The following is an 8,951-nucleotide window of genomic DNA, read 5'->3' as shown; positions in this document are numbered from 1 at the left end:
CCTGAAGGAGACGCGGATTGCTGCGGGGATTGCTGAGGCCGACTCCCTGGTCGTCGTATCGCATCTGAAGGGCCATTCGATGGCAGGATTTGGTGGGGCGATCAAGAACCTCGCGATGGGCTGTGCATCGGCAGCAGGAAAACATGATCAGCACAGGACGTTTCCGGCAGTTGTCAGTTCTGAAGAGTGTGAAGGTTGTGGTGGATGCATCTCCGTCTGCCCTGAGAAGGCGATCACTTTTGATGGAGCCGCTGTTGTTGATCCCGATTGCTGTATCGGGTGCTGGAACTGTGTTGAGGTCTGCCCATCAGGTGCGATCCATTTTGATTACGAGCGTGATGCAGAACAGTTCTCAGAGCTCCTCGCCGAATATGCCCTCGGTGCCGCCTCTCTCTTCCCGGAGAAGGTGCTGTACCTGAACTTCCTTCTCAGGATCACTCCGGACTGCGACTGTGTACCCTTCAGCGACCGGCCGGTCGTCCCGGATATCGGGATACTCGCCTCGGCCGATCCGGTGGCAATCGATGCAGCCAGCCTCGATCTGATCGATGCCCAGCAGGGGTTTGCCGGAACCCGGCTGGCAACGCACCATGCTCCGGGTGAGGATAAGTTTGCAGGAGTCTGGCCTGAGATCCCGATCAGGACACAGATCCGGCATGGAGAGAAGATCGGCCTTGGTACACCTGAGTACGAACTGATCCGGATCTAATCGTTTCGGGAGAGATACTCCCGCATGATCTTTATAGCGCAATAATCGCCGCACATCGAGCAGGGGCCGGCATCAGGAACCCGTGCACTGAGCCCGTCGGGATCGATCGCCTGTTCGATCTGTCCCTTCCAGTCGAGCTCTGCCCGGCATGCCGAGAGTGCTGCATCGAGATCATCTGATCCCAGCCTGACGGTATCGCCGATATGGGCTGCGATCTTAAAGGCGATCAGCCCCTCTTTCACCTCTTCCCCGGTTGGGAGGCCGATATGTTCAGCCGGGGTGATTGCACAGAGGTAGTCTGCACCCGCAGAGACTGCAACTGCTGCCCCGATTGATCCTGCGATCTCATCGTGGCCGACTGCCCTGTCGGTGGCAAGGGGCCCTGCAACAAAGAGGGGATAGGGAGATGCATCCTTGTAGAGCCTGACACAGACGGGGATGCGGTCGATCCTGAGATGGCCGCCGCAGCCTTCGACGATCACCTGGACGCCATGCTGATGGCACCGGTCTGCGATATCGATATTCTGCTTCCGCTCAACCGCGGCGGCGGCATCCCCGCCATCCACGATACTCCCGCCCCGCATGGTATTTCCGAGTGAGATGACGATCTCATGCTTCCGGGCAATCTCCATCACCTCGTCGAAATATTCGAGGAACGGATTCTCGCGTCCCGAATGGAGCATGTATGCGGCGGTCATGGATCCGCCTTTTGAGACAACGCCGAGTATCCGCTGGCTCCTTCCGAGTGCTTCGAGGGTCTTTTTGTCAGTCATGTGGAGGACACACGAACTCACTCCTTCTGCTGCATGGCTTCTGAATGTATCAAGAATGAAATCCCCATCAAGGCAGTCGATCCCCCCGGCATCCACGACTGCCTGATAGATAGGAACGGTTGTCAGGGGAAGTGCCGTCTCCTTCAGGATAGCGGCCCGGATCTCCCTGATATTCCCTCCCATCGAGAGATCAGTTAAGGTGTCCGCTCCATATCGTTCGGCAACGGCTGCCTTCGCGAGCTCGGCTGCGAGATCCGATCGAACCGTTGAGGTGCCGATATTGACATTTACTTTTGCAGAGAATCCCTTGCCAATCCCAACAGCCCTCTTCCCTCCAACCATAACAGTGGCACTGCCATGTGCGATATGGTGTATGAGAGGATCCGGATCGAGCCCTTCTCTCTCTGCTGCGGCTTTTAAGGCCGGAGGTACCTTTCCTTCTGTTGCATCTTCAATAATAGTCCCCATCTGATGAAAACTCCGGGTTTTGCTGGTACTATGTCTGATTCCAATAAACAATGAAGGTGTGCATGGGAGGTTGCCGGTTCTCTGAAAAAAGGTGTTTAGCAGGATAACTTACTTAATCTGACCCCTTATTCTGGTTTTTCCTCTCCAACCGTATCTTCTCCTGGATCTTCAGGGAAGCAGCCTGTATCTGATCATGGTAGTCTGTCTGTGTTCCATTCACACACATCTCCCTGCTCAGTCCGAGGTTGTGGAGGATCGTCGTCACCTCGTTTAAGATGTCATCCCGGGTGATAGCCGGAAGGATCATCCCGTCGAGAACAGGTGCATCCTTTATACCAGCACTCACCCGCTCATTCTCCAAGGAGTGCTTATGCAATGCCATCTCGATGGTGGTCTTCAGTTCCTGTTCGCGAACCGGTTTTAAGAGATAGCCATATGGGCTGGTCTTTTTTGCTTCATTAATATAATGGTCATCTGAAAAAGCAGTCAGGTACACAACCGGAACACTCTGGTGTGCCAGTATCTCGGTTGCGGCATCAATACCGGTCTTCTTCCCGATAAGCTTGATATCCATCAGGATCAGATCGGGGTTCTGCTCCTTTGCCTTCTGGACTGCCATATCTGCGTTTGAAGCAATCCCGCAGACGGCATATCCGAGATTCACCAGGGTCTTTTTGATGGCCATTGCAGTGATGGCTTCATCCTCAACGATCAATATCCTTTTAGTATTCAATTGCCGCCTCCTCTCCTTTGGAAGGATCAGAACAGATGTCTGGTATGGAACAGGGAGACGCTCCTCTTTAATAAACGTTGTGCTCACTCCAGGTCCTCTGGTGGGATCTATCATTCGAAAATCCGATCAGCCTGGGCTGATTCTCCCTTCTTCTCTTCCACCTATCGAGTACGGGAAAGCCACTCCTGGGATACTATCAAAGAAGAGATCATACATACACTATTCCAATGTCATTGCCGCGGATACATACAGATCGTCTGGATCTCATCCCTGCAACGGTTGAGATCCTCAGAAGCGATCAAAATGACAAGGCAAACCTTGCTCGTCTCCTCAATGCCCATATCCCTGCAGGTTGGCCGCCACCGCTCCTTGATGCGGAGACACTCTCTGCATTCATAACCATACTCGAAGAGGAGCGTGATCCATTCTTCATCTGCTGGTACTGGGTACGGGATGAACCGGGCCACAGGATGCGGGATTTAATCGGAAGTGGGGGGATTGCTTCATCACCGTGCTCAGGTGACACTGTTGCCATTGGATATTCAATACTTGATGAGTACCAGGGCAATGGATATGCCACTGAAGCCGTGAGGGGATTGATACCGGTTATCTTCTCGATGCCCGGCATACGCCAGATCATCGCAACCACCTATCAGGATCTCATCGGATCGATCTGCGTACTTGAAAAGAACGGTTTTATCAATGCTGGTACAGTCCGATCAGGGGAAGGCATTGAGGAAGGATCTGAACTCTACATCCTGAGGAGATGACCTGTTTGGGTAAAGATGATGGGGATTTGGAGAAGAAGATCCAAACTCCATTACCCGAAACCGGGGAGACCTGCTTCATCCTGATATTCTGAACCGCCCTTCAGGAACACGGATCTCGAACCTCGCCCCTTCTCCGGGAATGCCGGTTTCATGGATGGTGATATCGGTGATTCCGAGGATCTCGCGGGAGAGGAAGAGCCCAAAACCGGTATTTTTGCCAAAACTGCGGGCAAATATCTTCTCTTTCTGGTCTGCCGGAATGCCCTCCCCATCATCTTCCCAGACTATGACGAGTTCACCCCTCTCTCTCCTGCAATGAATTTTGATCCCTGTTGCACCCCCTGAATGCCGGATTGTATTATCATAGAGGTTGTAGAAGACCTTCTCTGCCATCTGATCTGCATAGATCGATACCTCCTGGCAGTCACTCCTGATTGGAATGTCGCCTTTTGGAATCTTTCTTATCATATCATGGAGTGAAAGCCACGCAGGTTCCTTCACGCCGAGCTCCTCGTACTGGTCGGTGAAATCGATCTGCCGCCTGATGTTCTGGGATGCTCCCATAATCCTGTCGGTATAGTCTTTCTCCTCGGGATCGCCCCTCTCATCCACGCTACACTGCAGTATTCCAAGGTAGCCGATGATCATGGTGATCTCGTTTAAGATGTCATGGCGGGTGATACTCGAGAGGATCTGGAGCTTCCGGTGTGCAAGAGAGAGGGCTTCTGCTGCCGCCTTCTCCTCGGTGACATCCATCCCGAAGATGATGGCACCGTCTGGCTCTCCCAACTCATTATAGACGGGGCATCCCTTCAGGTGGAAGATCCTCCCGTCCGGAAGCGTCACATCACCCTCCTCGATCCTGCCGGTCTCGATCGTCCTGAGCACCGGGCAGTCCCCGCATCCAAAGGCATTCTCCTGCCAGATCTCATGGCAACGGGCGCCGATGAGATCGTCAGGCTTCCTTTGGGCAGAGGCTGCTGCCACCCTGTTTGCATACCGGATGGTATAATCGGAATTGATATAGGTGAGCATCACCGGCATCGCATCAAGAATGGTCGCCTTCTCCTCCTCAGACCGCCTGAGTTTCTTCTCCATGGCATGCTTGTACAATGCCATCTCGATGGTGGTCTTCAGCTCCTGCTCCCGGACCGGTTTCAGGATATACCCGTATGGCTCGGTCTTTTTTGCCTCTCTGATATAGTCGTCATTTGAGAAGGCGGTCAGATAGATGATCGGAATTTCACTTCTGGCTTTTATCTCAACTGCCGCGTCAATGCCGGTTCTCCTGCCTGCGAGCCTGATATCCATCAGGATCAGATCAGGCATCTCCTCCATCGCCTTTTGGACTGCGAGCTCTGCGGTCTGGGCAATCCCGCAGACAGAATATCCAAGATTTGTCAGATGCTTTCTGATTGCCATCGCGGTGACGGCTTCATCCTCAACGATCAATATCCTGGCAGTACTCATCAGTCTCTTCTCTCCAATGAAAACCCCTAAATGAATTTACTATTTATGATGGATCTTTTTTTATAAAAGATCTTGTGATCAGAGATCGTTGCTGGTTTTTCCAACCGAATGGTGAATAGCATTATTCATGTACTGGAATTGGATGATGGAATCATGATCATGCCGTTTTCTCAAAATGCCCTTTCCTGACCCTGATCTCAAATCGTGCACCCTTGCCGGGTATCCCGTTCTCGGTGATGGTGGTTCCGGTGATCCCAAGGATCTCCCGGCTGAGGAAGAGGCCAAAGCCGGTGTTTTTACCAAATCCCCGGCTAAATATCCTCTCTTTCATCTCCTCAGGAACACCTGTTCCGTCATCCTCCCAGATGATCAGCAGATCCCCGTCATCTGTCTCGCAGTGGATCAGAATCCCGGTTGCTCCTTCTGCATGCCGGAGGGTGTTGTCATAGAGGTTATAGAAGACCTTCTCGATCATCGGATCTGCGAAGACCCGGACTTCCTGACAGTCATTTTCGATTGGGAGTTCTCCCTGGGATACTTTGTTGATCAGGCTGGTGAGCTGAAGCCATCTGGGCTCCTCGATCCCGAGGTTCTCGTATTCCCGGGTGAACTCGATTGCACGCTGGATGTTTTTGGATGCAGTCTTAATCCGATCGAGATAATGTGCCTGTGTTTCATCGACACTCATTCCTTCTGCGAAATCCAGGAAACCGAGGACGGTGGTGATATGATTGAGGATATCATGGCGGGTGATGCTCGAAAGGATCTGGAGCTTTTCGCTGGTCAGCCTGAGTGCATCCTCTGCTTCCCTCTGCCTGGTGATATCCATCCCGAACTCGATGATCCCCTCGAAGTTCCCGTCATCATCATAGACCGGGCAGCCCTTCAGATGGAAGATTCGCCCGTCCGGGATCTGCACCTCTCCCTCCTCGATCCTGTTGCTCGCCAGTGAGCTGAGCACCGGGCATTTATCGCAGGATTCTGTCCGCCCATGCCATATCTCAAAGCAGTGACGTCCGATCAGATCCTGCTGGCTCATTCCGACAGATGCGGCCGATGCCCGGTTCGCATACCGGATGGTCAGATCGGGATTTAAGTATGCGAGCATCACCGGCATTGAATTGAGGACGGTGGATTTCTCCTCTTCCATCTGTCTGAGCGCCTCTTCTGCGGCTTTCCGTTCGCTGATATCACGGACCACCGAGAGGATGAGCGTTTCATCCGGATGCCTGATGACGCGTGAGCTGACCTCAACCGGGAACGTTGAGCCATCTTTTCTCTTATGATCGGACTCGAATATGGAATGCCCCCACTCCAGGAGCTCCTGCATTCTATCCGGTGCCTCGCGGATTGCCTTCTCCCCGGCGATATCGATGACGGTGAGCCCGAGCAGCTCTTCCCTTGTATAGCCGAGGCTCTCGCATGCCCGTCCGTTCACCTCGTTGAATTTTCCGGGCATGCCGTCTGCATCGATCTCATGGAGGAAGATCGCATCGCCTGCTGCCTCAAAGAGTGCGAGGTACCGATCCTTTGTGTCAGTGATGATCTGCTGCGCTGAATACAGCTCATCGACATGGGATCTGATCTCCTCTTCAGATGCCAGCAGCTCTTCGTTTGTTGCCGTCAGCTCGTCATTTGACAGGCTGAGCCGAGTGGCAAGCTCGGCTCTCTGCATCGAGAGCCAGGTGATCACGCCTGCGATCAGGATGAATAAGAGCACCCTGATGGCCGCCCCCTGCAGAAGGGCGGGATCGGCGGTTGTTGTGGCAAAGAGGATGAAATAGAGTCCGGCAAGCAGGATGGAGAAGAGAAGCCCGCGTTTGTAATAGTAGACACACGCGATGATGATCGGGATATAGAAGAGGTTCTGGTGGATGATGAACCAGCCGATTGAGAGGGAATAGAGGGTGATGATGATACAGATCGCTGTCGTTAGAGTGAGGGCGATAAAGGGTATGCTTTCTTTCTCTTTGATTGCCATTGGGCTTCCGATCCTGTGGTAAAGCAGTGTTTGCGGTTCTCTGGCTTAATATCTTCCCTTTAACATATGGTTTATATTGATGCAATCTTGTGAAGTTGGGAGGTTCTTCATACAAAAAAACTCATACTATTACCTTATTTTGTAATATTTGACGATCTTCGGGATATTTTAAAATATATCCGCACCAAACTAAATATTAATGGATAATACTAAGATTAACTTTAGTTGTGGCTGGACACCTCTCCTGTGTATGGTGATCCTGCTCATATGCGCAGCAACCGGATGCGTTGCGGATGCATCCCCGGAAGATTCACGGATAATCACCGACCAGTACGGGCGTGAGGTCTCTGTTCCGTCTGATGTGAAGTCTGCCCTCTGTTCTGGTTCAGGCTGCCTCAGGTACCTCGTCTACCTCCAGGCAGAGGATCTGGCTGTCGGTGTGGACTCTGCCGATAAGGTGCAGGAAGATGCCCTCGGCAGGCCCTATTCGATTGTTCATGCTGGGATGTTTGAATCTCTGCCGCTCTTCGGTGAGGCGCGTGGCAGGGACGATCCCGAGAAGATCGTTGCTCTCGGCCCTGATATCGTCTTCAAGACCACCTCTTCAGGAGTAGCAGTCGGGATGGCTGAAGCAGAGGCGCTCCAGCAGAGGACGGGAGTGCCGGTGATCGGGTTTCAGTACGGATCGGTCCGGACAGAGGCTGACCTGCTCCTGATGTACAACTCCCTCCGCCTGATGGGCAGCGTGATCGGACGGGAAGAACGGGCAGAAGACGTGATCGACTTCATTGAGAAAGAGATAGCCGATCTGGAGGAACGGACACGTGATATTCCGGTATCTGAACGCAAACGGGTTTATATTGGTGGTATCGGGAACAAGGGTGCCCACGGTATCATCTCAACCGAGCCTGCATATGGGCCATTTGAATGGGTGCATGCGGATAATGTGGCTTACGGACTTGGTACTGACCACGCCGATGTTGCCAAAGAAGCCCTTGTGGACTGGGATCCTGAGTATCTCTTCATTGATCTCTCTTCAACGCATCTTGGAGAGGGTAATGCCCTCGATCAGCTGAAGACCGATCCGGCACTTGCCGGGCTTTCAGCTGTCCGGAGCGGAAAGGTGTATGGCGTACTGCCCTACAACTCATACACGACAAATTACGGAACCGTGATTGCTGATGCGTACTTCATCGGATCGGTTCTGTACCCGGAGCAGTTTGCAGATATCGATCCGATTGAGAAGGCTGATGAGATCTATTCCATCTTCGTCGGAGAGCCGGTATTCTCCCGGCTGAACAGCCAGTATAACGGGCTTGGTTTTTCGCAGATCCAGCTCTGAACCATACCCCTCTCTTCTCCATAACGGGGGATTATCCCCCGGCCCTTCTCTCACCGTGACCCTCGAGTACTCTTTCTTCACCCGATTTGTTAAAACATCACATAATTTGATTATTTTTGTTCTATTCAAGACCAAATAGGTGTGTTTAAGTAAGCGCATCTCGTATCCTCATACGATGTGGTGTTATGAATAACCGTATTCTTATTATTTTCTGTGGGGCGGTGCTTCTTTCCCTCCTTGCAGTTGCCGGATGTACGACAGATGCCCCGGCTGCCGGCTCTTCCGAATCGGAGATCACCGTCACCGATGGATTTGGGAGATCTGTTACCGTTCCTTCCCCGGTTGAGAGTATCCTCTGCTCGGGATCAGGCGGTGTCCGGTATGCGGTGTACCTGGAGAGCACTGACAGGATCGTCGGCGTAGACAGCCAGGATAAGAATTACCGGGAGATTGAGGGGAGGCCCTATGCTCTCATTCATCGCGATTATCTGATGACCCTCCCCCTCTTTGGGGAACTGCGTGGAAAGGATGATCCCGAGAAGATCATTGCACTCAACCCTGATCTCGTCTTCAAGACCGGATCAACCGGTACAAGCTACGCTACAAGCGGTCCCGAAGCAGATATGCTCCAGCAGAAGAGCGGTGTGCCGGTGGTTGCGTTCCCCTACGGCTCTCTCAGAAATGATGCCGAGAAGGAAGAGATGG

The 8,951-nt window shown here is 52.6% G+C and carries 7 protein-coding genes and 1 pseudogene; 4 read left to right on the top strand and 4 right to left on the bottom strand.

From position 1 onward, the window contains the following. Positions 1 to 709: DUF362 domain-containing protein (locus QCH34_RS02690; RefSeq protein ID WP_300329680.1), on the top strand; the 709-nt coding region annotated here is incomplete at its 5' end. Here QCH34_RS02690 and thiC read toward each other — a convergent pair. Beyond that, positions 706 to 1,950 (bottom strand): phosphomethylpyrimidine synthase ThiC, encoded by a 1,245-nt coding sequence (thiC, locus tag QCH34_RS02685; protein WP_300329675.1) that lies wholly within the window; start codon positions 1,948 to 1,950, stop codon positions 706 to 708. The genes QCH34_RS02690 and thiC overlap by 4 nt on opposite strands. A 112-nt stretch (positions 1,951 to 2,062) precedes the next feature. Further along, positions 2,063 to 2,770: a response regulator gene (locus tag QCH34_RS02680; RefSeq protein WP_300329672.1), complete on the bottom strand. Its 708-nt coding sequence runs from the start codon at positions 2,768 to 2,770 to the stop codon at positions 2,063 to 2,065. Positions 2,771 to 2,910: 140 nt separating this feature from the next. Here QCH34_RS02680 and QCH34_RS02675 point away from each other — a divergent pair, with 140 nt between their 5' ends. Then, positions 2,911 to 3,453 (top strand): GNAT family N-acetyltransferase, encoded by a 543-nt coding sequence (locus tag QCH34_RS02675; RefSeq protein WP_300329669.1) that lies wholly within the window; start codon positions 2,911 to 2,913, stop codon positions 3,451 to 3,453. A gap of 75 nt (positions 3,454 to 3,528) precedes the next feature. Here the strand turns inward: QCH34_RS02675 and QCH34_RS02670 are convergent, their stop codons facing one another. Then, positions 3,529 to 4,923 (bottom strand): response regulator, encoded by a 1,395-nt coding sequence (locus QCH34_RS02670; protein ID WP_300329666.1) that lies wholly within the window; start codon positions 4,921 to 4,923, stop codon positions 3,529 to 3,531. 157 nt (positions 4,924 to 5,080) lie between these two features. Then, positions 5,081 to 6,904, bottom strand: coding sequence for a PAS domain S-box protein (locus tag QCH34_RS02665; RefSeq protein ID WP_300329663.1), 1,824 nt, complete (start codon positions 6,902 to 6,904; stop codon positions 5,081 to 5,083). Positions 6,905 to 7,154: 250 nt separating this feature from the next. On the opposite strand from QCH34_RS02665, the gene QCH34_RS02660 reads away from it, so the two are divergent. After that, positions 7,155 to 8,246, top strand: coding sequence for an iron ABC transporter substrate-binding protein (locus QCH34_RS02660; protein ID WP_300329660.1), 1,092 nt, complete (start codon positions 7,155 to 7,157; stop codon positions 8,244 to 8,246). Positions 8,247 to 8,431: 185 nt separating this feature from the next. After that, positions 8,432 to 8,951: pseudogene (locus QCH34_RS02655) on the top strand (iron ABC transporter substrate-binding protein); the annotation flags it as partial.

The organism is Methanocalculus sp. (assembly GCF_029762515.1).
In the GTDB taxonomy this organism is placed as follows: Archaea; Halobacteriota; Methanomicrobia; order Methanomicrobiales; family Methanocorpusculaceae; genus Methanocalculus.
The sequence above is the reverse complement of the archived record's forward strand: the minus strand, read 5'-3'. Positions and strand labels throughout refer to the sequence as shown.

Coding starts and splice junctions, on each gene's coding strand:
- QCH34_RS02660 (WP_300329660.1), top strand. CDS start 7,155: ATGGTGATCCTGCTCATATGCGCAGCAACCGGATGCGTTGCGGATGCA.
- QCH34_RS02665 (WP_300329663.1), bottom strand. CDS start 6,904: ATGGCAATCAAAGAGAAAGAAAGCATACCCTTTATCGCCCTCACTCTA.
- QCH34_RS02675 (WP_300329669.1), top strand. CDS start 2,911: ATGTCATTGCCGCGGATACATACAGATCGTCTGGATCTCATCCCTGCA.
- thiC (WP_300329675.1), bottom strand. CDS start 1,950: ATGGGGACTATTATTGAAGATGCAACAGAAGGAAAGGTACCTCCGGCC.
- QCH34_RS02670 (WP_300329666.1), bottom strand. CDS start 4,923: ATGAGTACTGCCAGGATATTGATCGTTGAGGATGAAGCCGTCACCGCG.